Genomic DNA, 24,701 nt, shown 5'->3' with positions numbered 1-24,701 from the left:
GGTTTTCCTTCGGGGATTTCGGGATCAGGAGAGTTTGGCGGTGGCCGCGGAGTCAGCGGTCACATCGGCAGTCGCGGCAACTGCCGGATCCAGCGCGGCATCGCCTTCCGGGCGTTTACGGGCGTAGAGGTAGGTGGCCACCGCGGTGATGCACAAGCAGAGGGACAGGAACAGCAGGCCGCTCTGGTTGTTGCCCGTGGCATCGTTCAGGAGTCCTACGGCGTACGGGGCAACGAACCCGCCCAGGTTGCCCAGCGAGTTGATCAAGGCCAGCCCGGCAGCTGCCGCCGCCCCCGTCAGTGCGGCGGACGGCATGGAAAGGAACGGGGCGATCGCGCCGTAGATACCCATGGCGGAGGCCGTCAGGCCGATCATGGCCAGGATCGGGTTGACGGGCAGCAGGTATCCTGCGGCCAGCAGACCCATGCCGGCCAGCACCATGCTCACGGCGGTGTGCCAGGCACGCTTGCCGGTCCGGTCTGCACGCTTGCTCCAGAAGTACACAAAAACGGCGGCCACGGAGTAGGGGATCAGCACGATGAAGCCGATCTGCGCCGTGGAGAACGTTCCCATGGCGGAGACGATCGTGGGCATCCACAGGCCCAGTCCATAGATGCCGCAGACCAGTCCGAAGTAGAGGGCGGAGTAGGTCAGGGTGCGCTTGTCCTTCAGGCCTGCCAGGAAATTGTGGTTGCCGGTGCTGGACTTGACGGCCAGTTCCTTGTCCATGGTGGAGGCAAGCCATTCGCGCTCCTCCGGGGCGAGCCACTTGGCGTCCCGCGGACGGTCGGTCATAAGGATGGGGGTGAGCAGGCCCAGCAGGATGGCCGGGATGCCTTCGATGATGTACAGCCACTGCCACCCCTGGAGACCCATGATGCCGTCCATCTGCAGGAGCAGGCCGGAGACCGGAGCGCCGAGGGCGTTGGACACGGGCTGCGCGAGGATGAAGATGCCGAGCACCGTGACACGCTGCGCGGCGGGGAACCACAGCGTCAGGTAGAACAGGATGGCGGGGAAGAACCCTGCCTCTGCCGCACCCAGCAGGAACCGGATGATGTAGTAGGTGGTCTCACCGTTCACCATGCACATGGCCGTCGCGAAGATGCCCCATGTGATGAGGATCCGGGCCAGCCACTTGCGTGCGCCGAACCGGTACATGCCCGCATTGCTGGGGACCTCCAGGAGCGCGTAGCCGAGGAAGAAAATACCGGCGCCCAGGCCATAGGCGGCGGCGTTCAGGCCGATGTCCTCACTCATGGTGAGTTTGGCGAAGCCCACATTGTTGCGGTCAAGGTAGGCAACGAAGTAGAGCAGGACGATCAGGGGCATAACGCGGCGGCGGACCTTGCGGAGCGTACGCTCGCCAAGCTCGCCGAGTCCGGCGGACTTTAAGGAGAGTGAAGTCATCTTCGACCTTCTGTCTAACGGAGGCCGTCACCTGCGATAGTGGCGGGAATCCGTGGGGATATGTGGGGGCGGTCCGGTTCAACGGGGGAACTGGAGCTGACGCAATCTAAGTCAGATGTCAGACATCTGATTGAGGAACTGAGAAAAAGCATAGAAGAGTGATGTGGATTACGTCAAGACCCTACTGGTGCGTGGCGTTAAATCAGGAGGCCGGGTTGTGCACGTAGCGTTCGTAGTCCTGGTACGTCTGCTCCATGTGATCGTCCATGGTGCGCCGGGCCAGCTCGGAGTCGCCGCTGAGGATGCTGTCCATGACCTTCTGGTGGTATTCGATGGCGTGCACCTGGATCTGCTCAACGGCAGAGGTCTCGCGTCGCTTCACGTAGAGGAGCTGGCCCAGCTGGGCGAACAGCGCCCGGATAAAGGGGTTTCCGGCGGCCCTCAGGACGGCGTCGTGGAAACCGATGTCGGCCGCGACGAAGGCATCCAGGTCGCCGGAATCGTGAAAGCGCTTCATATCCGCGATGCACTGGCGCATCTGCTCTGCGTGCTCGGTGGTGTGGCGTTTGGCCGCGAGCGCGGCGGCCCCGGTTTCCACCATGCGCCGCATTTCGATCAGGCCCACCGCGACCTGCTCCGCGCCGTTCCCGTGCGAAGCAGCCTTGAAGATCGCATCCAGCCCGGTCCAGTTGTCGGACGGGTTGACGAAGGTCCCGCGGCCGGCTTTGACGTACAGGATGTTCTGCGCCCGGAGGGCCTTGAGCGCCTCGCGCACCGTGAGGCGGCTGACGTCGTAGGCCTTGGCGATGTCGGCCTCGGGCGGGATGGCTTCGTGGGGCTGCAGCTTGCCGTCCAGTATGTCGTCGAGCAGGCCGTCAACGAGGTCGTCAACGAGTGTCCTGCGGCCCATTGCGCGTCCCACCTTCATTCTTGCCTTGTGCTCCCGGTGCCACCCACATTACAGAAGCCGGGGGACGGACCGGGACCGGCCGGCGTCACCGGCCTTCTGGGTGGCCGTCCGTGGAACTCCCCGCGCGGCCCGCTTCGCGCGGCCCGGAAGACGCCAGATAGGCCTCAAGCTTGGCCAGGGTCTTTTCCAGGTTGGCAGGGTGCCGCCGCAGGTAGCCCGCGAGCCGCAGGAAGAACTTGCCGCGGACCTGGCGCGCGTCCCACTGTTCGGTGACCAGTGTGCCCGGCTTTCCGTCCGAATCCGCGGCGGGCTCCAACAGGTAGCGCCAGACGTGGCCGTAGAAGTGCCGCCACGCGATCCGCCGGCCCTCCTCGAACTCGCACACCGTGTTGAGGATCTTGTAGTCCATTTTCATGTTCATTTCCATGCCGAACTTCGCACCGAGGGCCAGCCGTTCAGGGCCGCGCGACTGGGCACCCTTGACGGTGTCCGAGCCGTCGATGACACTGTGCAGCGCAGGCGTGGCCAGCACCTCGAAGATGGCAACCGGCGCGGCGGCGATGAAACGGCTGCGGGACACAAGATATCTGTTCGTCATCCGGCAATCCTAGCCCTGCGTTATGACACAGAAATTGTGGTGCAAAATAAATCATGCAGACTCCGCCCCTCCCCCGCAGCAGCCGGCCCCGCATCGGAATTCCGGTCCGGCTCAGCAGCTCTACTGAACCGGATCCGCGCGTGGCGGAGGCCAACGAGCTCTTTGACTACATCGTGGAACTGGTGCGCGACGGCGGCGGCGAACCGGTGCTTCTGGCGGCGCCAGATGAGGCGCTTAAGGCGCTCGACGGCGTCGTCCTTCCCGGCGGCGGCGATCTGGACCCCCGGCTCTACGGCGAGGAACCCGGTGACGCCTGCTACGACGTCAGCCATGCCCAGGACGAGTTGGACCTGGCCATCGCGCGGCGGTCCATCGACGCCGGACTGCCGGTGCTGGGCATCTGCCGGGGGCACCAGCTGCTCAACGTCCTCTATGGCGGAACGCTGATCCAGGACATGGACCCGGGAACCGTAGCGCACCGGGAACCCGCGCCCGCGCACGGAGCCGGGCCATGGGCCTGGCACGAGGTTGACCTGCACGGGGGAAGCAAAGTGGCTGGACTCTACGGCGCTTTGGGGAACGGCGCTTTGGGGGACGGCGGCACGGGGAACGGCGGCAGGGCGGACGGCGCTGGCGCCACGGTCAAGATTGCCTCCGGTCACCATCAGGCCGTGGCGCGGGTCGCCGAAGGTCTTGTGGTGACAGCTGTCGCCGAGGACGGGACCGTCGAGGCGCTGGAGGACCCGGAGCGCTGGGTGGCGTCCGTGCAGTGGCACCCCGAGGCCCTGGAACTCCCGGCCGAAGAACGGCTCGCCCCGTTCCGCGCCTTTGTTGAGATCTGTCGACGGCGGCAGCTGCGGTAGAGGCGGCAGCTCGGACTTATGTTGTCCTGACATCCCCGGCTTTCCCCTGCTACTATCAACTTAGGCAGTATGTCCTATCAAGCGAACATATGCCGGACACATGACTGGCGGTCGGACCGGGTTCCAGTCCGGGGCACAAGGGAGCGCTTCAACAGTGGCTATGCAAAAAGTGGCGAATCAACTTAATCTCAACATCGACAGGTCCTCCCCGGTGCCGCTCTACCACCAGGTGGTCCAGGGTATTGAAGCCGCGATCCACGGCGGGGTGCTTCCCCCGGGCAGCCGCCTCGACAACGAGATCGACCTTGCCGCCCAGCTGAACCTTTCCCGCCCCACCATGCGCAAGGCCATGGACGAATTGGTCCGCTCGGGCCTGCTGGTGCGCAAGCGCGGCGTCGGCACGCAGGTGGTCTCCAGCCAGGTACGGCGCCCCCTGGAGCTGTCCAGCCTCTTCGATGACCTCAGCAACAACGGCAGCAAGCCCACCACGGAGGTGCTGAGCTTCTCCCACGACGAGGCCGACGCCGCCACCCGGGCGGCACTCCAGCTTCCCGACGGCGCAAAGGTCTACCATTTCACCCGGCTCCGGAAGGTAGGCGGAAAACCGCTGGCGCTGATGGAGAACTGGGTCCGCGATGACATCACCCCCATCGACGAGGCGCTCCTCGGCGCGCAGGGCCTCTACGGGATCCTCCGCAACGGCGGCGTGAACTTCCGCCTCGCGTCGCAGCGCATCGGCGCCATGATCGCCAACGACTACCAGGCATCGCTGCTGGACACAACCCCCGGTTCAGCCCTCGTCACCATGGAACGCACCGCCGTGGATGACACCGGACGCCAGGTGGAAACCGGACACCACGTCTACCGCGCGGATTCCTACAGCTTCGAAATGACGCTCGTCCAACGCTAGGCCCCACCGGCGCCAACGGGCAGCGCCGGCCGTCCGGCGTTGCCAGTCCGGCATTGCCCGGCCTGGGCGCCAGGCGGTGGTGCACTGCGCGACGTCGTGAACGCACCCACCCCGTATCCCAACGCGCCTCCCTCCGGCGCGGCAGTGACGCGACAAACGAAAGGGCACAACTCATGGCCAACTGGGTCTATCCGCTCGGCACCGCCGCCCAAGGCACTTGGGACGTCTCCCTGGGAACGTCCGATTCCACGCTGGAGGTGGTGGGCTGGGCCCACACCGGGCTGAAGGTCGCCACGCTGGCGGCCGCGGCCGCCGTCGAACTTCCCGCCGCGGACGAGGAGCGCATTGTGGTCCCGCTTAACGGCGCCTTTACGGTGTCCGTCGACGGCGAGGAGTACCGGCTGGCCGGCCGGGACAGCGTCTTCAGCGGCCCCAGCGACGTCCTGTACACCGGAACGGGCAAGGCGGTGACCATCAGTTCGTCCGACGGCGGACGCGTCGCCGTCGCCACCGCCCCGGCCAAATCCTCATACCCGACGCGCCTCATCACGGCCGCCGAGACGCCGGTGGAACTGCGCGGAGCCAGCAATTGCTCCCGCCAGGTCCACAATTTCGGGACCCCCGCCGCACTGGAGGCGGACCGCTTCATCGTCTGCGAGGTCCTCACGCCGGCCGGCAACTGGTCCTCCTACCCTCCGCACAAGCACGATGAGGAGAAGGACGGCGAGACCAGCCTCGAGGAGATCTACTACTTCGAGACCCGGGTCTCCCCCGGCGCGCCGGCCCGGCTGGGAGCGGACGACGCGATCGGGTATCAGCGCGTCTACGCCTCGGACGAGCGGCCCATCGACGTCTCCGCGGAAGTGCGGACCGGTGACGTCGTCCTGGTGCCCTACGGCTGGCACGGCCCGGCCATGGCAGCCCCGGGCTACGACATGTACTACCTCAACGTGATGGCGGGCCCCGGCCCCGTCCGCGACTGGCTGATCAGCGATGACCCGCACCACGGCTGGATCCGCCAGACCTGGGAAGGCCAGGACCTCGACCCGCGCCTGCCGTTCGGCGCCTGAAGCTGAACCGAAATACCTATCCCGGCAAGCCCGCACAGCGCAAAGAACCCCGGAGCCACCAGGCTCCGGGGTTCTTTCGTCTTTGGCGCTCCACCCCGGTGACGGAACCGGGGTGGAGTGCCGGCTTAGCGGGCCACGGTCTGGGCCACCCGGACCGGCACGCCGGTCGCGAGGGATTCCTGTGCGGCGTCGGCCACCCGGGAGGCTGCCACGGCGTCCTCGGGGGTGCAGGGGTTGTCCCGGCGGCCCAGGATCAGCTCGACGAAGGCCGCCATCTCCGAGCGGTAGGCCTGGTCGAACCGCTCCGCGAACGTGCGGTGGGGCTCCCCCGCCGGGAACGTGATCCCGGCTTCGGCGGAGGCCAACGCGGTCTTGTCGTCCAGGCCCACCATGAGCGAGCTGCGGGAACCCTGGATTTCCAGCCGTACGTCGTGGCCGGCGCCGTTGTACCGCGTGGCCGAAACCGTCCCGACGGTGCCGTCGTCGAACGTCACCAGCGCGAGGGCCGTGTCCACATCGCCGGCGGCACCAATGGCAGGGTCCCCGTTGTTGGAACCCCGGGCGTAGACCTCGACGATTTCCCGGCCGGTGAGCCAGCGCAGGATGTCGAAATCGTGGACCGAGCAGTCCCGGAACAGCCCGCCGGAGCTGGCCAGGAACTCGACCGGCGGTGGCGTCATGTCGCACGTGACGGCGCGCAGCGAGTGGATCCAGCCCAGTTCCCCGGCCTGGTAGGCCCGCCGGGCCTCCTGGTAGCCGGCGTCGAAGCGCCGCTGGTGGCCGATCTGAACCACGCCCTGCCGGTCCCGGATGTAGTCGAGCACGGGCAGGGCGTCCGCCACGTTCAGGGCCACGGGCTTCTCGCAGAAGACCGGGATTCCGGCGTCTACGCCGGCCTTGATCAGCTCGGGGTGGGTCCCGGTTCCCGTGGCGATGACCAGTCCGTCCAGCCCGGAAGCCAGGATCGACTGCACCGAGGGCAGGAACTCGGCACCGAGCCCGGCGGCTACGGCCCGGGCGTGGTTGGCGGCGACGTCAGTGAGCCGGAGCCGGACGTTGATGCCCTGCGGATTCAGCACCTCGTTGAGCGCTGCGATGTTGTTGGCATGCATGACGCCGATCCGGCCCACGCCGACCAGTCCAAGGATTACGTCTCTCATGCTCCTACTTCCGCGTGTGGTGCGGGCACGGTGAACGCTGCCCGGAAGGCCTCCAGGGCCGCGTAGCTGTCACCGCTGGCCCAGGCTTCCATGCCCACGGTTCCGCCGTAGCCGGCCTCCGCGAGCGCCCTGGCGACGGCGGCGTAGTTGATTTCCCCGGTGCCGGGTTCGCAGCGCCCGGGAACATCCGCCACTTGGATTTCGCCGAGGTACGGCAGGGCGTTCCGGACGAGCTCGATCAGGTTTCCCTCCCCCATTTGGGCGTGATAGAGGTCCAGCATGAGCCTGGCGTTGGGGTGCCCGGCGGCCTGTACCAGCGCCAGGGTGTCCTTGGCCCGGGCCAGCGGGATGCCGGGGTGGTCGAGGATGGTGTTGAGGTTCTCAAGGCAGAAGGTCACCCCGTACTTCTCGCCGAGCCGGCCAAGCCGCTCCAGGGTCCCCGCCCCCGTGCTCCACATGTGGCCGCTGGGCCGGTAGACCGGACGGGCTGCCTGGCCGTCGATGAGTTCAGCCGGGTGCACCACCATGCGGCTCACGCCGAGCTCCAGGGCAGTGGGGATGAGCGTCTCCGCCGTCCGCACCACCTCGTCGGCCGAGTCCGGGTCAACCAGGCTGCCGGCGGTGTAGCCCGTCATGGACGAAAACACCGCCCCGGTGGCCTTGAGGGCACCGATGTCCTTGGTCCGCGAGTCCCAGAGCTCGACGTCGAAGCCGGCCTCATGGATCCGGCGCACCCGCTCCGTGAACGGAAGGTCGGTGAAGACCATCTCGGCGCAGACGGCAAGGCGCATCAGAGGACCGCCGCGGTGTTGACTGCCGCAGTATTGACCGGCGCTGCGTTGACCCCTACGGGGGTGCCGCGCTTGACCGATTCGATGCAGGCCAACGCCATGGCCAGCGCGCGCCGGGCGTCCGCCGCGCCGGGCGTGAGTGAGTACGCGGCCGACGACGGCGCTGGATCGTCACTGCGTCCGTCCCGCCGTGCCCGCACGGACTCGGCGAAGTCGACGAGTTCGTCCGTATAGGCCTGCCGGAAGAGCTCGACGTTCAGCCGTGGTGTGTCCGCCGACATGCCGTCGGCGGTGTAGCGGCGGGCGGCGGTTTCCGTGGCCCGCCCGGCCTGCACCATGCCCTTGGAACCAAAGACTTCCCCGCGGATGTCGTAGCCATAGAGGGCGCTGAAGTTTGCCTCGGCCACGGCGATGGCACCGTTGCTGTAGCGGATGGTCACGACCGCCGTGTCCAAGAAGCCCTGGTCGCGCAGGCCCGGTTCCACGAGCGCATCGGCGATGGCGTAGACCTCCACCGGCTCCGCGCCTTCGTTGAACCAGTTCAGGGTATCGAAGTCGTGGATCAGGGTTTCCAGGAAGACAGTCCAGGCCGGGACCCTGGCCGCGTTTGGAATGCTTCCGGTGCCGGGATCCCGGGTCAGCGAGCGCAGCAGCTGCGGCGTTCCGACCGTTCCCGCGGCTAGATCCTTCTTGGCAGCCTGGAAGTCGGCAGCGTACCGGCGGTTGAAACCGATCTGGAAGTGCACGCCGGCCGCCTCCACGGCGGCCATGGCGGCGTCGAGCTCAGCCAGGCCCAGCCCGGCCGGCTTCTCGCAGAACACATGCTTGCCAGCGGCGGCAGCCTGGGCGATCAGGGCCGAGTGGAAGCGCGCCGGGCTCGCGATGATCACGGCGTCGATCTCCGGATCGGCCAGGATGTCGGCGGCGTCCGCCGTCACCTTGCTGGCACCCAGGACGGACGCCAGCCCAGCGGCGGACTCAACATTGGGGTCCGCGATGGCGGCGAGCTCGGCGCCGGGGACCCGGCGGGCGATGCTCTCTGCGTGGAAAGCGCCCATCCAGCCGGAGCCGATCAGTCCGATCTTCACCGGCTGGGTTGCGTCGGACGGGTTGCGGTTCAGGTAAGCCAAAGGCTTGTCCTTTCAAGAATCGGGACGGCAGCTTACCCGTAGGTTTTGCCGGTTGTCTGGGCCACGTCGGCGACTTCGCCCTTGACTTCCTTGACGATGTCGCCATGGCCGCCGAGTTGTTCGAGTTCGTGGGCGAGTTCGGCGAGTTCGGCGCCGCCGGCCATTTGGGCGGTGAGCTCGTCGAGGGTGATGTCCTTTTTGTCGTAGTAGCCGATCGATTTGCCGCGCTTGAGCAGCAGGAACCGGTCGCCGACGGGGAAGGCGTGGTGCGGGTTGTGGGTGATGAAGATAACCCCGAGGCCCCGGTCGCGGGCCTGCAGGATGTAGCGGAGTACCACGCCGGACTGCTTCACGCCCAGGGCCGCGGTGGGCTCGTCCAGGATCAGGACCTTCGCGCCGAAGTACACGGCCCGGGCGATCGCGACGCACTGGCGTTCACCGCCGGAGAGCTGCCCGATGGGCTGCTCCACGTCGCGGAGGTCGATGCCCATCGCGGCGAGTTCCTTGAGCGTGATCTCCTTCATCTTCTCGACGTCCATGCTCTTGAACGGGCCGAAGCCGGAGGTGAGCTCGGAACCGAGGAAGAAGTTCCGCCAGATCGGCATCAGGGGCACCACGGCCAGGTCCTGGTAGACGGTGGCGATGCCCGCGTCCAGGGCGTCCCGGGGAGAACCGAACTTCCGTTCCTCGCCCATGATATTCAGGACCCCGGCGTCGTGCTGGTGCAGTCCGGCGATGATCTTGATCAGCGTGGACTTGCCGGCGCCGTTGTCGCCCAGCACGCAGGTGACGCGGCCGTTGTCCACGGCCATTGTGACATCGGACAGGGCGATGATGTTGCCGTAGTGCTTGCCGACCCTCTCGAGGGAGAGCAGGTGGACGGGCGTGTGCGTGAGGGGATCCTTTTCGTTTTGGAGCAGCGTTTGCTGGTCGATCTCGTTGGCATTCATTTCTCTCCGGCCCCTTTACTTGAGTTCCGCGCGGCGCTTGACGATGAGGTTGACGATGGTGGCCAGCAGCAGCATCAGGCCGAGGAAGAACTTGAACCAGTCCGGGTTCCACTGCGCGTAGACGATGCCCTTGTTGGCCATGCCGAAGATGAAGGCGCCGATCGCGCCGCCGATCGCCGAACCGTAGCCGCCGGTCAGGAGGCATCCGCCGATCACCGCGGCAATGATGTAGAGGAATTCGTTGCCCACGCCTTCACCGGACTGCACGGTGTCGAAGGCGAAGAGGTTGTGCATGCCCAGGATCCAGGCACAGAAGCCCACGCCCATGAACAGGCCGATCTTGGTGGCCTTGACGGGCACACCCACGGCGCGCGCCGCGTTCGCGTCGCCGCCGACCGCGAAGATCCAGTTGCCCACCCGGGTCCGCATCAGCACCCAGGTGGCCACCGCGACGAGCGCGATCCAGATGAACACCGTGATTTTGACGTCGACGCCGGCGATGTTCACCGAGGAAGCGAACACGGCCCGGGCGGAGTCGAAGCCCTCCATGTTGGAGATCGAGGGCGATGACACGCCGCCGCCGATCAGGCGGGTCAGGCCCAGGTTCAGGCCGGTCAGCATCAGGAACGTGGCCAGGGTGACGATGAAGCTGGGCAGCTTGGTCTTCATCAGGATCCAGCCGTTGATGTAGCCGATGCCCAGGGACACCACCAAGGCCAGGCCGACGCCGACCCAGACGTTCGTGCTGAAGTACCAGCTGAACATCGACGCCGTCAGCGCCGAGGAGATCACGGCGACGCCGGTGGAAAGGTCGAACTCCCCGCCGATCATCAGCAAGGACACACCCACCGCCATGATCCCGATGGTGGAGGAACCGTACAGCACGGTCGCGAAGGCATTCGGCTGGGTAAACGTCGGGGATACCAACGCGAAGAAGACGAACAGGACGATCGCGCCCACCAGGGCGCCAATCTCGGGCCGGCCAAGCAACTTCTGGAACGGACTGCGCTTGGCGACACGCTCATCGGCCGTCGGCGCCGGGGTCTTTGTCTGGGTGATGGTCATGATAGCTCTCCTTGCTGCCGGGCCGGTGTGAGCCGGCCCGGCCAGCGGACTGTTAGCGGATGCCCTGCTGGGCGAAGGTCAGGACATCGGCGGCATTGGATTTGTCGACCAGACTCGGGCCGGTAAGGACCGACTGGCCGCCACCGATGGTGAAGCCGCCGCGCTTGTTCTGCCACAGCGCATCAACGGCGCCGTAGCCCTGCAGCCACGGCTGCTGGTCCACGGTGAACAGAACTGCACCATCCACGATCTTCTGGGCGAGGTCCGCGTTCAGGTCAAAACTGGCAACCTTGGCCGAGCTGCCGGCGTCCGTGACCGACTTGAGGAGAGTCAGGGTGATGGGGGCGCCGAGGCCGATGATGACGTCGGCGTCCTTGGAAGCCTGGAGCTTGGCCGTCGCCGTGGACTGGACAGAGGTCATGTCTTTTCCGTCGACGTACAGGATCTCCGTTGCGGGCACTTTCGCCTTGACGCCTGCGCATCGTGCTTCAAGTCCGACGTGGCCCTGTTCCTGGATCACGCAGACCGGGTGCTTGAAGTTTTCCGCCGCGAGCCGGGTGCCGACTGCCTCACCGGCGAGATTTTCGTTCGAGCCGAAGTGGGTGAAGGCCCCCAGCTGCGCCGAGACACCCTCGCCGGCGTTCAGGCTCACAACCGGGATGCCGGCGTCGGTGGCCTTCTTCAGGACGTCTTTAAGGGCTTCGGGCTTCGCAAGCGTCACCGCGATGCCGTCAACCTTCTGGTCGATAGCCTGCTGGATGAGCTGGGCCTGGCGCCCGGCTTCGGGATCGGATGTGTAGAGGAGCTCAACGTTGTCCTTCGCCGACGCCTCCTCGGCCCCCTTGCGGACGATGTCCCAGAAGGTGTCACCTGCAGCGGCGTGGGTGATCAGGGCAATCTTCATCCGCTCCGTGGAGGCGACCTGGCCGCCGCCGGCCGCAGCGCCGGAGTCTGCAGGCTTGCCGCCGGTGCTGGAACACGCGCTCAGGGCCAGCATGGGTACCACGGCCGCCACGAGGGCCGTCTTCCGCCACGAGAACTTGGTCACGATTAATCTCCTTTGATTCCGGGCCACGCCGACCGCATCTTTGCGTCAGTCCGTGAGCCGCCTACAACTGATCATGGTGATTTACCTCACTCATGTCAATAGTTTGTCCTGACATTAGGATGTAATCACGTAACGATTGACTTTCGGCCAGTAAACAAACGCCGGGGTTCGGGCCCTTCCGCGGGGCACCAAACTGCCGGCAAACGCCGGCGACGGCGGCAGCCCAAGGCCGCCGCCGTCGTCGCGATGTTCGAAAATGAAGTTGAGGAAGTTAGGCCCGCTGGAGCTCCGCACCCTCCCGCAAACCGTCCGCGCCGGCGCCGTCGGCCGCGGCGAGAACGCCGTTGCGCCCGCCGCCTTGCCGCCTGGCAGAGGCTGCGGCGACCACCATCACGGCCAGGCCCAGCAGCGTGATCCCGGCGCCGGCCCAGATGGGCGAGGTGTAGCCGAGGCCGGCCGTGATGGTCACGCCGCCCAGCCAGGCGCCGAGGGCGTTGCCCACATTGAAGGCTCCGATGTTGGCCCCGGAGGCCAGGGTGGGGGCGGTCGTGGCGTATTTCATGACGCGCATCTGAAGTCCGGGGACCGTGGCGAAGCCGAAGCCGCCCAGCAGCACCATGGAGGCGATGGTCATGGGCTGGCTTCCGGACGTCAGGGCGAAGATCACCAGGACCACAACCAGGGCGGAGAGCGCCACGAGCAACGTTCGGTCCACGTTCCGGTCCGCGGCCTTGCCGCCCGCGGTGTTGCCGATGAACAGGCCCACGCCGAAGAGAATGAGCAGCCACGGCACGGTGGAGGCGGAGAATCCGGTGACCTCGGTGAGCGTGAAGGCGATGTACGTGAAGGCGCCGAACATGCCGCCGTAGCCGAGGATGGTGACCAGGATGGAGAGCCAGACCTGGCCTGACCGGAAGGCCCGGAGTTCCCCGCGCAGGCCGCCGGCCTGGCCCGCGCCGGTCTTCGGGACCAGGGTGAGGATGCCGACCAGGGCCAGCACGCCGATGCCTGTGATCGCCCAGAAGGTGGACCGCCAGCCGGCGGCCTGGCCCAGCATGGTGCCGAACGGAACGCCCAGGACATTGGCTGCGGTCAGCCCGGTGAACATAATGGCGATGGCCCCGGCTTTTTTGGTGGGGGCCACCATGCTGGCGGCGACCACCGCGCCGATGCCGAAGAAGGCGCCGTGTGCCAGCGCCGCGATGATGCGGCCGATCATCATCAGCGAGTAGTCCGGCGCGACGGCCGAGATCAGGTTGCCCGCGATGAACAGCACCATCAGCACGGCCAGGACCGGTTTGCGCTCGAAGCGCGTTACGGCGGCGGTCAGGAGCAACGCCCCGACCACGACGGCGAGCGCATAGCCGGAGATCAGCCAGCCGGCCGTGGCCTCGCTGACGCGGAAGTCGGCGGCCACTTCGGGCAGCAGGCCCATAATGACGAACTCGGTGAGTCCGATCCCGAACCCGCCGAGGGCAAGTGCTATCAGGCCGATTGGCATGGAGGTGCTCCTTCAAAACTGTACGGAAAGAATTGCGAAGCGTAAGCTATTAGTTGCAGACGCGTTATTTATTGTTGCACAAGCAACTATGCCGCGCAAGCAACTAATTTGTGGGCTGCCGTTGTTCCGGGACTTTCCGGGCGGGGCGGGCTGATCTGAAGGGAAGAACTGATGGGCATCAAGGACGACGCCGTCGAGGTCCGGGCGCAAGGCTGGCGGACCCTGGCGGCCCTGCACGGACTGATCGAGGCGGAGCTGGAGCGCGCGCTGCAGGCGGTGGCGCAGCTGTCCGTCGTGGAGTACACCGTGCTGGATGCGCTGAGCCGCCAGGACGGCTGGCACATGCGTATGCAGCAGCTGGCCCGCGCCACGGCGTTGAGTGCCAGCGCCACCACGCGGCTGGTCAACCGGCTGGAGGACCGCGGCCTGCTGACCCGGATCCTGTGCGCCGATGACCGCCGCGGCATCTACACCGAGCTCACTCCGGGCGGCATCAAACTGCTGGAGGAGGCCCGGCCCAGCCACGACGCCACGCTGGAGCGTGCGCTGGCCGAGGCGCAGGAGGTGCCGGAGCTGGCGCCCCTGGTCGATGCGCTTCCGAAGCTGCACGCGCACGCGTAGCCGTTTAGCCCCGCGCCGCCCCCGGCCAGGCTACGCGGCGACGGGTTGTTTGGCAGCCAGTTGCTTGAAGTGGTGCTCCAGGTCTTCCAGGCTCTTGTCCTTTGTTTCCGGGATGTAGTTCGCGGCAAACGCAATGGCGCCGACACCCAGCACGGCGAAGACGAAGAACGTGCTGGCGAGACCGATCGCGGCGAGGAGCTGAGGGAAGCCGAACCCGACCAGGAAGTTCACCGTCCACAGCACAAAGGCTGAGGCGCCCATGCCGAGGCCGCGGATTTTCAGCGGGAAGATCTCGGACAGCATCAGCCACGTGACCGGGGAGATCGCGCCCTGCTGGAAGGCCAGGAATGTCACGGTCAGGGCCAGGATCACGAAGCCCCGGGCGGTGCCTTCGGGCAGGACCAGGGAGAAGACACCGATCAGCAGCAGCGCCGCCGTCGTGCCGATCTGGCCGGTGATGAGCATCTTGCGCCGGCCCACCTTGCCCAGCAGCCAGATCCCCACGAAGGTGGCCGCGACGGAGATGATGCCGTTGGCGATGTTGGCCGTCAGCGCGGCTTCGCGGCCGAAGCCGGATTCCGCGAGGATCTGTGTGCCGTAGTACATGATCGAGTTCACGCCCGTGATCTGCTGGATGACGGCCAGGCCGATGCCCACCACGAAGATGCGGCGCAGCCAGGGCACACCGAGGTCCCGCCAGGAGCCCATTTTGGACTTGTAGTCCTCCACGGCCATGGCCTTGACTTCCTCGAACTCGGCCCGGGCCTCGGACTGGGAGCGGATCCGTTGCAGCACGCTGAGGGTCTCGCCGAAGCTGCCCATCGAGGCCAGCCAGCGCGGGCTTTCGGGCATGAAGTTCATCCCGATCCAGAGTGCGATCGCCGGCAGGGTGGCGATGACGAGCATCCAGCGCCAGATCCCGCCGGATTCGCCGAAGGTGTTGCCGAGGTAGGCGTTGAAGATGAAGGCCAGCAGCTGGCCGGTGACGATCATCAGCTCGTTCTGGGTGACGATCCGGCCGCGCCGGGCGCTCGGAGAGACCTCGGCGAGGTAGACGGGCACGGTGACGGACGCGCCGCCGACGGCGAGGCCCAGGACGAAGCGGGCCAGGATCATGACCTCGGTGTTCGGGGCGACGGTGCAGGCCAGGGTGCCGACCAGGAAGATCACGGCCAGCACCATGATCATCTTGCGCCGTCCGTTGCGGTCCGCGAGGCGCCCGCCGAACAGGGCGCCGAAGGCGGCGCCAAAGAGCAACGAGGAGGTCACCAGCCCTTCGGTGAGCGGCGTGAGGCCCAGGTCCTCCTGCATGTAAGGCAGGGCACCGTTGATGACGCCGGTGTCATAGCCGAAGAGGAGGCCGCCGAAGGTGGAGATGATGGTGGCGGTGCGCAATGCCTTTTTATGGTTGGCCGGCGGCGCCTTCCGCTGTTGGGCGGTTGCCGTCGGCGTCATACGCTCACCTTCTGGATCTGCTGCTTCATCGTGTCCAGCTGGTAGCGGGAGACCTCGGCGGCGTTGTCGTCCTCGGCGAAGACGCTGGAGACCATCACGGTGTCCTCCCGATCTAGGAAGCCGATTCCCTGCAGGCCCCCGAAGAACTCGTCCCAGTTGACGTCGCCGTCGCCGATTTTCAGGTGCTGGTGCACCCGGACCGGGTTGCCGGGCGGGTTGGTGATGTAGCGCAGCCCGTGCGAGGCGTGGTGGTCCATGGTGTCGGCGACGTGGACCAGGCGGAGCTTGTCCCCCGCCGCGCGCATGATATCCAGCGGCGCGTCCTTCATGTGGAAACTGTGAGAGGCCACGTAGACCAGGCCCACGTTCTTGGAGTTCAGGCCGCGGATCACCCGGATCGCGGCGAGGCCCTCCTCGACGAAGTCGTCCGGGTGCGGATCGATCAGGAGGTCGATGCCTTCCCGTTCGATGATCGGCAGCAGTTCCTCCATGGAGCGGTAGAACGCACGCTCGGATTCCTCGGCCTTCTCCGGGCGTCCGCTGAACTCGGTGTTCATCGTGCTGACGCCCAGGTCCACGGCGATCTGGATGGCGCGCTTCCAGTAGCGGACGGCGGCTTCGCGGGCGTCCTCATCAGGCCCGGACCAGCGCAGGACCGGCAGCACGGAGGCGATTTCGATCCCGGCGTCCTTGCAGGCCGCCTTCAGCTGGCCCACCAGTTCGTCGTCGGCCTTCGGGTGGTTGAAGAACGGGATGAAATCGGGGTGCGGGGTCATCTGCATGTACTCGTAGCCGAGGTCGGCGACGACGCGCGGGAACTCCAGGAGTCCGTGGCTGTGGTGGAACGGCGTGGGATCAAGTGCGATTTTCACTTCGGAACACTCCATTGCGGATCTGGCGGGTTGAGCGTGGGACCGGAGGAACGGGAGGGGGCCACGGCCCCCTCCCGTTCGTCCTAGCGGTAGAGCGCGGGCTTGGCGTTGAGCTTCACGGCGACCTTTTCGCCGTTCTTCTGCGCCTCGACGCCGGCCTCGCAGCAGGCGGCGGTGGCGTACCCGTCCCAGGCCGTCGGTCCGCCGATTTCACCGCGGACGGCGGCGTCCACCCAGGACTGGATTTCGACGTCGTAGGCGGCGCCGAAGCGCTCCTCGAAGCCGGGGGTGATGTTCCCGCCCCAGCGGCCGGCAGTGCGCGTGGACGGGCCCTTGTCGCCGCCGATGCTGACGATGCCGTCCTCGAAGGAGGCCTGCGTGGCCACCTCGTAGCCGAACTTGGCGTTGACGAAGATCTCGACGTCGGCCAGGACGCCGGATTCGGTTTCGATCAGCACGTGCTGCGGGTCGTGCTGGCCTGCCGGAGCGTTCCTGGTGGCCTTGCCGAGGCGGACCTGGACGGACGTGATCTCCTCGCCGGTGAAGAACCGGATGGCGTCGAACTCGTGCACCACGGAGTCGTTGATCAGCATCTCGTTGGTGAAGCCGGCCGGGGTGGTCGGGTTGCGGTGCTGGTGGTGGAGCATCAGCAGCTCGCCGAGTTCGGAGCTCCGGATGATGTCGCCCAGGGCGGCGTATTCCGCGTCGAAGCGGCGCATAAAGCCGACCTGGATGCGCTGGCGGCCCAGCTGTTCCTCGGCCTGGACGATCTTCCAGGCGGAGGCGGCGTCCGGGGTGAGCGGCTTCTCGCAGAGGATCGGGATGTCCTTGGCAATCGCCTTGAGCAGGATGTCCTCGTGCAGGAAGCCGGGAGTGGCGATCAGCACGGCGTTGACGTCGCCGTTGTTGAGCGCCTCGTCGGCGTCGGCCAGGGCGACGGCGCCCGGGATTCCCTCGATGGCGGCCTGGGCGCGGGCCAGGTCGACGTCGACGACGGCGGCAACTTCCGCGCCGTGGATGCGGGTGTTAAGCCGCAGGATGTGGTCTGCGCCCATACGGCCGGCGCCGATGACAGCTACACGGAGGGTCTTGGTCATGGTTCTGGTCCTTTGAGTTCTAGTTGACGGCGGTGCGGGAGCCGCAGGAGAGCAGGTAGTTGCGGGTGCGCTTGGCGATCGGCATGGGCACATCGAAGGCTACGGGGTACATGTCCTGTTCCACGATGCCAAAGATCGGGCGGTTCAGCGCCTCGACGGCCTCGATGACGGCGCGCAGGTCCGGCAGGCCGTTCGGCGGTTCGGTCATGACGCCGGCCAGGTTGGCAGCGGCCCAGGTCATGTTCTCCTGGTTGACCTTTTTGAGGATGTCCGGGTTGATCTGCTTGAGGTGCAGGTAGCCGATCCGGTCCGGGTAGTTCTTGATCAACTCCAGGCTGGACGCACCGCAGTACTCGGCGTGCCCGGTGTCCAGGCACAGGTTGAGGTACTGGCCGTCCGTGGCGGCGAGCAGGGTCTCGATGTCCTCCTGCGCGCCGACGTGGGAGTCCGCGTGGGAGTGGAACTGCTGCTTCAGGCCGAAGTCCTCCAGCAGGGTCTTGCCGAGGCGGTTGTGCCCGGCGAAGAGGTCGGCCCAGGCCTTTTCGGTGAGCTCGCCGCTTTCCACGGCCTCGCCGGTGACGTCGTCGCGCCACATCGCGGGGATCACCACGATGTGTTCGCCGCCCATCGCGGCGGTGAGTTCGGCGACCCTGCGGGCCGGCTCCCACGCGGTTTCCCACTGGTCCAGGCCACGGTGGAAGGCGGTGAACACGGTGCCGGCCGAGATCTGCAGGTCGCGGGCCTTGAGCTCCTCGGCGAGCCGGGCGGGGTCGGTGGGGAGGTAGCCGTAGGGGCCGAGTTCAATCCACTTGTAGCCGGATTCGGCCACCTCGTCGAGGAAGCGTTCCCATGGGGTCTGCTTGGGGTCATCCGCGAACCAGACGCCCCAGGAGTCCGGCGCGGTGCCGATGATCAGCTTGTTCTCAGTCATGACAGCGTTGTCTTTCTTGGTCGGGCCGGGACTACTTGGTCGGGCCGGGACTAGTTGGAGGGGAAGTTGTAGGAGGCGCCCGAGGCGTGGGTCGGTTCGGGCCAGCGGGACGTGACCACCTTGCCGCGGGTATAGAAGGAGACGCCTTCGGGGCCGTAGATGTGCTTGTCGCCGAAGAGCGAGGCCTTCCAGCCGCCGAAGGAGTGGTGCGCCACCGGCACGGGCAGCGGCACGTTGATGCCGATCATGCCCACGGTGACGGAGCGCTGGAACTTGCGGGCGTTGGCGCCGGAGGAGGTGAAGATGGCGGTGCCGTTGCCGTAGGGGTTGGAGTTGATCAGGGCGATACCGGCGTCCAGGTCCTCCACCCGGACGACGACGAGGACGGGTCCGAAGATTTCCTCGCTGTAGGCGGTCATTTCGGTCTTGACGTGGTCGATGACGGTGGGGCCCACCCAGAAACCGTCCTCGTGGCCTGCGACGACCAGGCCGCGGCCGTCCACCACCATCGCCGCTCCGGCGGCCTCGGCTTCGGTGACGATCCGGACGATGCGCTCCTTGGACGCCGGGGTGATGACGGGGCCCATTTCGGCGCCCGGCGCGGTGCCGTTGTTGACCTTGACCGCCAGGGCGCGTTCCTGGACCTTCTCGACCAGCAGCTCGGCCGCGTCACCGACGGCGACGGCGACCGAGATGGCCATGCAGCGCTCACCGGCGGACCCAAAGGCGGCGGCGGCGAGGTGGTCCGCGGCATTGTCGAGGTCGGCGTCGGGCAGGATGATGGCGTGGTTCTTGGCGCCGCCGAGGGCCTGGACGCGCTTGCCGTGCTTGGTGGCGGTCTCGTGGACGTACTTGGCGATCGGGGTTGAGCCGACAAAGGAGATGCCGTCCACGTCCGGGTGGGTCAGCAGGCCGTCGACGGTTTCCTTGTCGCCGTGCAGGACCTGGAAGACGCCGTCGGGCAGGCCCGCGTCTTTCCACAGCTTGGCCAGCAGCATCGAGGCCGAGGGGTCGCGTTCGGAGGGCTTCAGGATGAAGGCGTTGCCCGTGGCGATCGCCATGGGAGCCATCCACAGCGGCACCATCACCGGGAAGTTGAACGGGGTGATGCCGGCGACGACGCCGAGCGGCTCGCGGAAGGAGAAGACGTCGATGCCGGTGGAGACCTGGTCCGAGTAGTCGCCCTTGAGGAGTGTCGGGATGCCGCAGGCGTACTCGACGACCTCCAGGCCGCGGCCGATCTCGCCCTTGGCGTCGGAGAGGACCTTGCCGTGCTCGGCGGTGATCAGCTCGGCGAGGGCGTCGACGTGCGCCGCGACGAGTTCGCGGAACTTGAACAGCACGGCGGTGCGCTTGGCCAGCGAGAAGTCGCCCCAGCTGTCGGCGGCCGCGCGGGCGGCGGCCACCGTGGCGTCCAGGTCCGCCCGGTTGGCCAGCCGCAGCTCCCCGGTGACGGCGCCGGTGGCCGGGTTGTAGACGGGCTGGGTGCGGGTGCCGTCGCCGGCGGTTTCTGCGCCGTTGATGAAGTGGTGGATGGTTTTGGTGGTGACTGTCGTCGTTGACATGGTGATGGACTTCCTTGGTCTGTGGCTATGCACTGTGGCTATGCGGGAGGGGTGAAGGGGGCTCAGCCCAGCAGCTTGCGCTGGCGGCTCTTGTGGTCGACGTAGGTCTGGAAGGCCTGCTTGGTGGAGTCCAGCTCGGAGACCTGGGACACCGGAACGTCCCACCAGGACTCGGAACCGGGGGCGTCCAGCAGCGGGTCGGATTCGACGTGGATGACGATCGGGCCGCCACGTTCGGGCGCCGCTTTGGCGTCGCGGACGGCCTGCTCGAGTTCGGCGATGACCTTCTCCCCCGGTTCGATCCGGATCACCTTCACGCCGAGGCTTTCGGCATTCAGGGCCAGATCCACGGGGAGGCGCTCGCCGTCGTCGAAGCTGTGGTGCTCCTCGTCCAGGGCGCGGTACTGGGTGCCGAAGCGCTGCGAGCCGAGGGACTCGGAGAGCGAGCCGATCGAGGCGTAGCCGTGGTTCTGGATCAGGACCACAATCAGCTTGATCCGTTCGGCGACGGCGGTGACCAGTTCGGTGTGCATCATCAGGTAGGAACCGTCCCCCACCATCACGACGACGTCACGCTGCGCTCCGCCGTTCGCGGCTTCGGCCAGCGCCGCGCGCTTGACGCCGAGGCCGCCCGGGATTTCGTAGCCCATGCAGGAGTAGGCATATTCGACGTGGTAGCCGAACGGGTCCCGGACGCGCCACATCTTGTGCAGGTCCCCGGGGAGGGACCCGGCCGCGCAGATGACGACGTCCTGGGCGTCCATGGCCCGGCTGGTGGCGCCGATGATCTCGTTCTGGGCCGGCAGCGGGGTGAAGCGGGTGTCGAACGCCGCGTCCACCGTGGTGTTCCAGCGGGCCTTCTCGGTGGCGATCTGCTGTTCCAGGTCGGCGCCGATCCGGTAGCCGCCGAGGGCCTGCTTCAGTTTGATCAGGGCCTTGCGGGCGTCCGCGACGATCGGCAGGGAGCTGCCGTGCTTGTAGGCGTCGATCGCGGCTACGTTGATGTTGATGAACTTCACGTCCGGGTTCTGGAACGCGGTCCGGGACGCGGTGGTGAAATCCTCATAGCGGGTGCCGATGCCGATGATCAGGTCGGCCTCGGCGGCGATGGCGTTGGCCGCCGTCGTGCCGGTGGAGCCGATCGCGCCGAGGGAGAACTTGTGGTCCCACGGCAGGACACCGACACCGGCCTGGGTGTTGCCCACCGGGATGCCGGTCAGCTCCACGAACCTGGCGAGTTCGTCGTTGGCGTAGGCGTAGAGCACGCCGCCGCCGGCGATGATGAGCGGACGCTTCGCGGCGCGGATCGCTTCCGCGGCGCGGCGGATGTCCTCGTCGTCGGCGTCGGGACGGCGGATCCGCCATTCGCGTTCGGCGAGGAATTCCTCCGGCACGTCGAAGGCCTCGGCCTGGACGTCCTGGGGCAGCGAGATGGTGACGGCGCCGGTTTCGGCCGGGTCCGTCAGGACACGCAACCCGTGGTGGAACGCGGAGAACAGCTGCTCGGGCCGGGAGACCCGGTCAAAGAACTTGGACAGCGGCCGGAACGCGTCGTTGACGGTGATGTCGTAGGCGTAGGGCTGCTCGAGCTGCTGGAGCACGGGGTCGGCGGCCCGCGTGGCGAAGGTGTCGCTGGGCAGCAGCAGCACGGGGAGCCGGTTGGTGGTGGCCAGCGCCGCGCCGGTGAGCAGGTTCGAGGAACCCGGACCGATCGAGGTGCTGATCGCGAAGGTCTGGCGCCGCCGGGTGTGCCGGGCGTAGCCGACGGCCTGGTGCGCCTGGGCCTGTTCGTTCCGGCCCTGGTAGTACGGCATGATCGTCGGGTCGAGCTGCTGATACTGCTTGAGGGCCTGCCCGACGCCGGCAACGTTGCCGTGGCCGAAGATCCCGAAAGTGCCCGGAATCAGCCGCTCACGGTAGTCCTGGCCGCCGATCGAGTCGACGGTGTACTGCTTGGACAGGTATTCGACGACGGCCTGGGCGACCGTCATTCTGCGTGTTCCTGAGGCAGATCTGATTCCCATGGGAAGTTACTCCGATACTTCTGCGGTGCGGGTGGACAGGGTGCGCGGGGCGGACCGGTGCAGCAACGAGGCCGCGGTCGCCACGGCGCCGGCGACGTCGCCGTCGTGCGGGTACAGCAGGGTCCGTCCGACGGTGAGTCCCTGGACGCCGGGCAGCGCGAGGGCCGCTTCCCAGCTCGCAAAGACGTCGTTCTGGCTGCTGTCCGGATCTCCGCCGAGTAGCACGGTGGGCATTGTGGTGGCCGCCATGACGCGCTCCATCTCAGCCACCACCGGGAGCTTCATCCAGGTGTACGCGCTGGTGGAGCCAAGCCCCTCGGCGATGGCCACCGACTTGATCACGGCATTGGTGGAGAGGTCGTTGCGGACCTTGCCGTGCTCCCGGACGGACAGGAAGGGTTCCACCATGGCGATGAGCTTGCGTTCGGCGAGCGAATCGATGGTTTTGGCGGTGGCTTCCAGGGTGGCCACGGTGTCCGGATCGCCGAGGCAGATGCGGGTGAGCATCTTGCCGCCGTCGGCCCCCAGCGCTTCCAGCGCGGCGGCCGTGTGGCCGGTGAAGCGGTCGTCGAACTCGTTGACGAGGCCGGAGAGCCCACCGCGGTTCATCGAGCCGAAGAGCAGCTTGCCGTCCAGCGCCCCGAGCAGGAGCAGGTCGTCCATGATGTCCGGGGATGCGAGAATGCCGTCCACGTCCGGGTTGGCGAGCGCGATCTGCAGCCGGTCCAGGAGCTGGCGGCGGTCTGCCATCGCCACGGGGTCGTTGCCGACCGCGAGGGCGCCGCGGGCCGGGTGGTCGGCGGCGACAATGAAGTTCTGCGTGCCGGATTTCAGACCGGGGTGGCGGCGGCGCGCCTTCGCGGCGCGGGCGATCGCGTCCGGGTCCTCGAGCCGGATGGTGCTCAGATGCTCGTAGCGGCGGGGATCATCGTCCGTGGCGGTGGTGGCGGAGGCGGGATTGAGGCTCACAGCGTTGCTCCTTCGGGGGCATGGGTGCCCGGCACCAGGCGGCCGCGTTCGGCGAGCAGGGAGGTGACTTCCCCCGGCGTCGGCATGGCATCCGCGCAGGACAGCCGGGAGGCGACCAGGGCGCCTGCTGCGTTGGCGAAGTCGAGGATCTGGGCGAGCGGCCAGCCGGACAGCAGTCCGTGGCAGAAGGCCCCGCCGAAGGAGTCGCCGGCGCCGAGGCCGTTGACGGTCTCCACCGGGACCGGGGCGGACACGACACGCTCGGTGCGAGTCTTGGCCATCACGCCTTCGGGGCCAAGCTTCACGACGGCGATTTCGACGCCGGCCGCCAGCAGCCGGTCCGCCTGCTCGTCCGGGGTGCCCTCGCCGACGGCGACGGCACATTCCTTGTCATTGCCGATCGCGACGGTGACGTGCGGAAGGATTTTGGCGACCTGCTCCCGGGCTTCCTCTTCCGAGGCCCAGAACATCGGCCGGTAGTCGAGGTCCAGGATGGTGAACTGGCCCGGCTTCAGCCCGGTGCGGGGCCGTGCCTCGTGGGCGGCGAGGTGCGCCGCGCGGCTGGGCTCCTGGCAGAGGCCCGTCACCGTGGACCAGAAGATGCCGGCGTCCCGGATGGCGCCGAGGTCCAGCTCCCCTGCCTTGATCTGCAAGTCCGGCGCCGTCGGGAACCGTCCGTAGAAGTACAGCGGGAAGTCCTCCGGGGGTTTGATCGCGCAAAACGTCACCGCGGTGGGCCATTCCTTGACGGCGGTGACGAAGGAATCGTCCACGTTGAACTTGCGCAGTTCGCGGTGCAGGTATCTGCCGAAGGCGTCGTCGCCGGTTCGGGTGATGACGGCGGTTCGGCGGCCGTGGCGGGCCGCGGCCACGGCCACGTTGGACGGGGAGCCGCCCAGGTACTTTCCGAAGGACGTGACATCCTCCAGATCCACCCCGATGTCATTCGGGTAGATATCAACGCTGATGCGCCCGATCGTGAGCAGTTCGTGGGTCACGGTGATCGTGGACCTTTCTGGTGTGAACTCTGTACCTTTACACAGCGGCTGCATGTCAGTATGTGTGGCCCGGAGGGGGCTCCGGATGCCCCGCAGTGAGCGGGGCCACATCGACTACTCTGCCCTAGAATCCATGTACTGTCAAAGGTTTGTACTGACATATTTACAACATGACACGGAGCCCGAAATCTTCCCGGCCCGCAACCCCCTGCGCACTCCCTGTGACATCTGGGGCGCGCCGGAACTACCGCCCGGGAGTGGCGAGTTCGCCGGTCACATACTGGGCGCGGCCGAAACCGAACGACCAGTCCCCCGGCCCGTTTTCGACGTAGCCGATAAAGACGTCTCCGCCGGTGATTCCGTCTGCGGCCAGGTTTGCGGCGATCGCCGCAAACAGGGACTGCTTGGCCTCCTGGCTGCGTCCCGCCTGCGTAAAGATCTGGATCATCACAACATCCGGCGTCCGCTCAAACCCCAGCCCCGCATCCAGGGCGACGATCTGCCCCTGCGCATGCTCAGTCAGCACGTGGAAATAGTCCCGCTCCGGAATGCCGTATTCGGCCAGGATGGCGTCGTGGATGCCCTGACTGATCTGCCGGAGCCGCTCGGGGCCGCGGCCTTGGTTGACGTCTATGCGCACGAGAGGCACTCTTTGCTCCTTCGATAGTTTGTCCTGACATACTAACAAAGCGTGGAAGAGTGACGCAAGGTTTGGTGACCCCGCGTTGAGGCATTGCGCGCGCCCGGCCACCAGGCGTAGTCT

23 protein-coding genes are annotated in these 24,701 nt (G+C 66.9%); 4 read left to right on the top strand and 19 right to left on the bottom strand.

The window, feature by feature from the left end; all coding sequences use genetic code 11:
* Positions 1-24: 24 nt before the first annotated feature.
* The 3 genes from ASE96_RS00720 to ASE96_RS00710 form a co-directional block, all read right to left on the bottom strand.
* Complete coding sequence (locus ASE96_RS00720; RefSeq protein WP_056424634.1) at positions 25-1,410, bottom strand: MFS transporter; 1,386 nt, start codon at positions 1,408-1,410, stop codon at positions 25-27.
* Between the two features lie 202 nt (positions 1,411-1,612).
* Positions 1,613-2,320, bottom strand: coding sequence for a FadR/GntR family transcriptional regulator (locus ASE96_RS00715; RefSeq protein WP_056424632.1), 708 nt, complete (start codon positions 2,318-2,320; stop codon positions 1,613-1,615).
* Between the two features lie 85 nt (positions 2,321-2,405).
* On the bottom strand, positions 2,406-2,918 hold the full coding sequence (locus ASE96_RS00710; RefSeq protein WP_056424629.1) for a polyketide cyclase / dehydrase and lipid transport: 513 nt from the start codon (positions 2,916-2,918) through the stop codon (positions 2,406-2,408).
* A 53-nt stretch (positions 2,919-2,971) separates the two neighbouring features.
* Here ASE96_RS00710 and ASE96_RS00705 point away from each other — a divergent pair, with 53 nt between their 5' ends.
* From ASE96_RS00705 to iolB, 3 genes are all read left to right on the top strand, one after another.
* Positions 2,972-3,781 (top strand): gamma-glutamyl-gamma-aminobutyrate hydrolase family protein, encoded by an 810-nt coding sequence (locus tag ASE96_RS00705; RefSeq protein ID WP_056424626.1) that lies wholly within the window; start codon positions 2,972-2,974, stop codon positions 3,779-3,781.
* 169 nt (positions 3,782-3,950) lie between these two features.
* Entirely contained in the window at positions 3,951-4,691 is a 741-nt protein-coding gene (locus ASE96_RS00700; RefSeq protein WP_056424623.1) for a GntR family transcriptional regulator, read from the top strand.
* A gap of 173 nt (positions 4,692-4,864) precedes the next feature.
* Positions 4,865-5,761, top strand: coding sequence for a 5-deoxy-glucuronate isomerase (gene iolB / locus ASE96_RS00695; protein WP_056424620.1), 897 nt, complete (start codon positions 4,865-4,867; stop codon positions 5,759-5,761).
* A gap of 125 nt (positions 5,762-5,886) precedes the next feature.
* Here the strand turns inward: iolB and ASE96_RS00690 are convergent, their stop codons facing one another.
* The 7 genes from ASE96_RS00690 to ASE96_RS00660 all read right to left on the bottom strand — a co-directional run bounded on the left by ASE96_RS00690 (position 5,887) and on the right by ASE96_RS00660 (position 13,406).
* Complete coding sequence (locus ASE96_RS00690; protein ID WP_056424616.1) at positions 5,887-6,921, bottom strand: Gfo/Idh/MocA family oxidoreductase; 1,035 nt, start codon at positions 6,919-6,921, stop codon at positions 5,887-5,889.
* Complete coding sequence (locus ASE96_RS00685; RefSeq protein WP_056424615.1) at positions 6,918-7,712, bottom strand: TIM barrel protein; 795 nt, start codon at positions 7,710-7,712, stop codon at positions 6,918-6,920. Before ASE96_RS00685 ends, ASE96_RS00690 begins: the two co-directional genes overlap by 4 nt.
* On the bottom strand, positions 7,712-8,842 hold the full coding sequence (locus ASE96_RS00680) for a Gfo/Idh/MocA family oxidoreductase (protein WP_056424611.1): 1,131 nt from the start codon (positions 8,840-8,842) through the stop codon (positions 7,712-7,714). Before ASE96_RS00680 ends, ASE96_RS00685 begins: the two co-directional genes overlap by 1 nt.
* 32 nt (positions 8,843-8,874) lie before the next feature.
* Positions 8,875-9,792 (bottom strand): ATP-binding cassette domain-containing protein, encoded by a 918-nt coding sequence (locus tag ASE96_RS00675; protein WP_056424609.1) that lies wholly within the window; start codon positions 9,790-9,792, stop codon positions 8,875-8,877.
* Positions 9,793-9,807: 15 nt separating this feature from the next.
* Positions 9,808-10,857, bottom strand: coding sequence for an ABC transporter permease (locus tag ASE96_RS00670; RefSeq protein WP_056424606.1), 1,050 nt, complete (start codon positions 10,855-10,857; stop codon positions 9,808-9,810).
* A gap of 52 nt (positions 10,858-10,909) precedes the next feature.
* Positions 10,910-11,905: a substrate-binding domain-containing protein gene (locus ASE96_RS00665; protein WP_056424603.1), complete on the bottom strand. Its 996-nt coding sequence runs from the start codon at positions 11,903-11,905 to the stop codon at positions 10,910-10,912.
* Between the two features lie 271 nt (positions 11,906-12,176).
* Positions 12,177-13,406, bottom strand: coding sequence for an MFS transporter (locus tag ASE96_RS00660; RefSeq protein ID WP_056424600.1), 1,230 nt, complete (start codon positions 13,404-13,406; stop codon positions 12,177-12,179).
* 171 nt (positions 13,407-13,577) lie between these two features.
* On the opposite strand from ASE96_RS00660, the gene ASE96_RS00655 reads away from it, so the two are divergent.
* Complete coding sequence (locus ASE96_RS00655) at positions 13,578-14,027, top strand: MarR family winged helix-turn-helix transcriptional regulator (protein WP_056424597.1); 450 nt, start codon at positions 13,578-13,580, stop codon at positions 14,025-14,027.
* Positions 14,028-14,057: 30 nt separating this feature from the next.
* Here ASE96_RS00655 and ASE96_RS00650 read toward each other — a convergent pair whose 3' ends face one another.
* From ASE96_RS00650 to ASE96_RS00610, 9 genes are all read right to left on the bottom strand, one after another.
* Positions 14,058-15,482, bottom strand: a complete 1,425-nt coding sequence (locus ASE96_RS00650; RefSeq protein WP_056424595.1) for a sugar porter family MFS transporter — start codon at positions 15,480-15,482, stop codon at positions 14,058-14,060.
* Positions 15,479-16,354, bottom strand: coding sequence for a sugar phosphate isomerase/epimerase family protein (locus ASE96_RS00645; RefSeq protein WP_056424592.1), 876 nt, complete (start codon positions 16,352-16,354; stop codon positions 15,479-15,481). Before ASE96_RS00645 ends, ASE96_RS00650 begins: the two co-directional genes overlap by 4 nt.
* 83 nt (positions 16,355-16,437) lie before the next feature.
* Positions 16,438-17,451 (bottom strand): Gfo/Idh/MocA family protein, encoded by a 1,014-nt coding sequence (locus tag ASE96_RS00640; protein WP_056424591.1) that lies wholly within the window; start codon positions 17,449-17,451, stop codon positions 16,438-16,440.
* 19 nt (positions 17,452-17,470) lie between these two features.
* Complete coding sequence (locus ASE96_RS00635) at positions 17,471-18,382, bottom strand: sugar phosphate isomerase/epimerase family protein (protein WP_056424588.1); 912 nt, start codon at positions 18,380-18,382, stop codon at positions 17,471-17,473.
* Positions 18,383-18,432: 50 nt separating this feature from the next.
* Positions 18,433-19,947, bottom strand: coding sequence for a CoA-acylating methylmalonate-semialdehyde dehydrogenase (locus ASE96_RS00630; protein WP_056424585.1), 1,515 nt, complete (start codon positions 19,945-19,947; stop codon positions 18,433-18,435).
* Between the two features lie 62 nt (positions 19,948-20,009).
* On the bottom strand, positions 20,010-21,938 hold the full coding sequence (iolD, locus tag ASE96_RS00625) for a 3D-(3,5/4)-trihydroxycyclohexane-1,2-dione acylhydrolase (decyclizing) (protein ID WP_056424582.1): 1,929 nt from the start codon (positions 21,936-21,938) through the stop codon (positions 20,010-20,012).
* Positions 21,939-21,977: 39 nt separating this feature from the next.
* Positions 21,978-22,940: a Cgl0159 family (beta/alpha)8-fold protein gene (locus ASE96_RS00620; protein WP_056424579.1), complete on the bottom strand. Its 963-nt coding sequence runs from the start codon at positions 22,938-22,940 to the stop codon at positions 21,978-21,980.
* Complete coding sequence (iolC, locus tag ASE96_RS00615) at positions 22,937-23,938, bottom strand: 5-dehydro-2-deoxygluconokinase (RefSeq protein WP_056424576.1); 1,002 nt, start codon at positions 23,936-23,938, stop codon at positions 22,937-22,939. The genes ASE96_RS00620 and iolC overlap by 4 nt, the downstream gene beginning before the upstream one ends.
* 244 nt (positions 23,939-24,182) lie before the next feature.
* Positions 24,183-24,587 carry a tautomerase family protein gene (locus ASE96_RS00610; protein ID WP_056424574.1) on the bottom strand — a complete coding sequence of 135 codons (405 nt, stop codon included), beginning with the start codon at positions 24,585-24,587 and terminating at the stop codon, positions 24,183-24,185.
* Between the last annotated feature and the right edge of the window lie 114 nt (positions 24,588-24,701).

This window comes from Arthrobacter sp. Leaf69 (genome assembly GCF_001422645.1).
Taxonomy (GTDB): Bacteria; Actinomycetota; Actinomycetes; order Actinomycetales; family Micrococcaceae; genus Arthrobacter.
The sequence above is the reverse complement of the archived record's forward strand: the minus strand, read 5'-3'. Positions and strand labels throughout refer to the sequence as shown.

Bases quoted from the DNA above. Each gene is read 5' to 3' on its own strand.
- ASE96_RS00720 (WP_056424634.1), bottom strand. From the start codon at position 1,410: ATGACTTCACTCTCCTTAAAGTCCGCCGGACTCGGCGAGCTTGGCGAG.
- ASE96_RS00715 (WP_056424632.1), bottom strand. From the start codon at position 2,320: ATGGGCCGCAGGACACTCGTTGACGACCTCGTTGACGGCCTGCTCGAC.
- ASE96_RS00710 (WP_056424629.1), bottom strand. From the start codon at position 2,918: ATGACGAACAGATATCTTGTGTCCCGCAGCCGTTTCATCGCCGCCGCG.
- ASE96_RS00705 (WP_056424626.1), top strand. From the start codon at position 2,972: ATGCAGACTCCGCCCCTCCCCCGCAGCAGCCGGCCCCGCATCGGAATT.
- iolB (WP_056424620.1), top strand. From the start codon at position 4,865: ATGGCCAACTGGGTCTATCCGCTCGGCACCGCCGCCCAAGGCACTTGG.
- ASE96_RS00690 (WP_056424616.1), bottom strand. From the start codon at position 6,921: ATGAGAGACGTAATCCTTGGACTGGTCGGCGTGGGCCGGATCGGCGTC.
- ASE96_RS00685 (WP_056424615.1), bottom strand. From the start codon at position 7,712: ATGCGCCTTGCCGTCTGCGCCGAGATGGTCTTCACCGACCTTCCGTTC.
- ASE96_RS00675 (WP_056424609.1), bottom strand. From the start codon at position 9,792: ATGAATGCCAACGAGATCGACCAGCAAACGCTGCTCCAAAACGAAAAG.
- ASE96_RS00670 (WP_056424606.1), bottom strand. From the start codon at position 10,857: ATGACCATCACCCAGACAAAGACCCCGGCGCCGACGGCCGATGAGCGT.
- ASE96_RS00660 (WP_056424600.1), bottom strand. From the start codon at position 13,406: ATGCCAATCGGCCTGATAGCACTTGCCCTCGGCGGGTTCGGGATCGGA.
- ASE96_RS00655 (WP_056424597.1), top strand. From the start codon at position 13,578: ATGGGCATCAAGGACGACGCCGTCGAGGTCCGGGCGCAAGGCTGGCGG.
- ASE96_RS00650 (WP_056424595.1), bottom strand. From the start codon at position 15,482: ATGACGCCGACGGCAACCGCCCAACAGCGGAAGGCGCCGCCGGCCAAC.
- ASE96_RS00640 (WP_056424591.1), bottom strand. From the start codon at position 17,451: ATGACCAAGACCCTCCGTGTAGCTGTCATCGGCGCCGGCCGTATGGGC.
- ASE96_RS00635 (WP_056424588.1), bottom strand. From the start codon at position 18,382: ATGACTGAGAACAAGCTGATCATCGGCACCGCGCCGGACTCCTGGGGC.
- ASE96_RS00630 (WP_056424585.1), bottom strand. From the start codon at position 19,947: ATGTCAACGACGACAGTCACCACCAAAACCATCCACCACTTCATCAAC.
- iolD (WP_056424582.1), bottom strand. From the start codon at position 21,938: ATGACGGTCGCCCAGGCCGTCGTCGAATACCTGTCCAAGCAGTACACC.